This is a genomic window from Streptomyces sp. NRRL F-2664, assembly GCF_000719345.1.
Lineage (GTDB): Bacteria > Actinomycetota > Actinomycetes > Streptomycetales > Streptomycetaceae > Streptomyces.
In genome coordinates, this window is sequence record NZ_JOFX01000337.1 from 1 (window position 1) to 494 (window position 494).

Below are 494 nucleotides of genomic sequence, written 5' to 3' on the forward strand. Positions count from 1 at the left end.
TCCTGCGCGAGCCGCACATGCGTCAGCTCCCGCGCGTCGAGGAAGCCCTCGGCCAGCAGGTCAGGGCACTCGTTCTGCAACTCGACGCCGCCGCCCAGGCGGCCGATGACCTCGCCGCCGCATGCGCCGAGCGGTTCACCGAACACGAGGACGCTGAGATCATCACCAGCTTCCCCCGCCTGGGTGAACTCACCGGAGCCCCGCATCTTGGCCGAGATCGGCGACGAGCGGTCCCGGTTCGCCGACGGCCGGGCGCTCAAGGCATACGCGGGCTCGGCCCCCATTACGAGAGCCTCCGGCAAGAGCTTGATCGTCCACCACCGCAAGGTGAAGAACCAGCGACTGGCCGCAGTCGGCTACGTCTGGTCCTTCGCCGCACTGTCCGGATCCCGCGGAGCCCGCCGCCACTATGATCGCCGCCGGAGTATCGGGGACCGGCACACAGCGGCCTTGCGCAACCTCTTCAACCGGCTCCTCGGCCAGCTCCACCACTG

1 pseudogene is annotated in these 494 nt (G+C 69.2%); it reads left to right on the top strand.

Annotated features, from left to right (window positions below):
• Positions 1 to 494: pseudogene (locus IF89_RS48915) on the top strand (transposase); the annotation flags it as partial.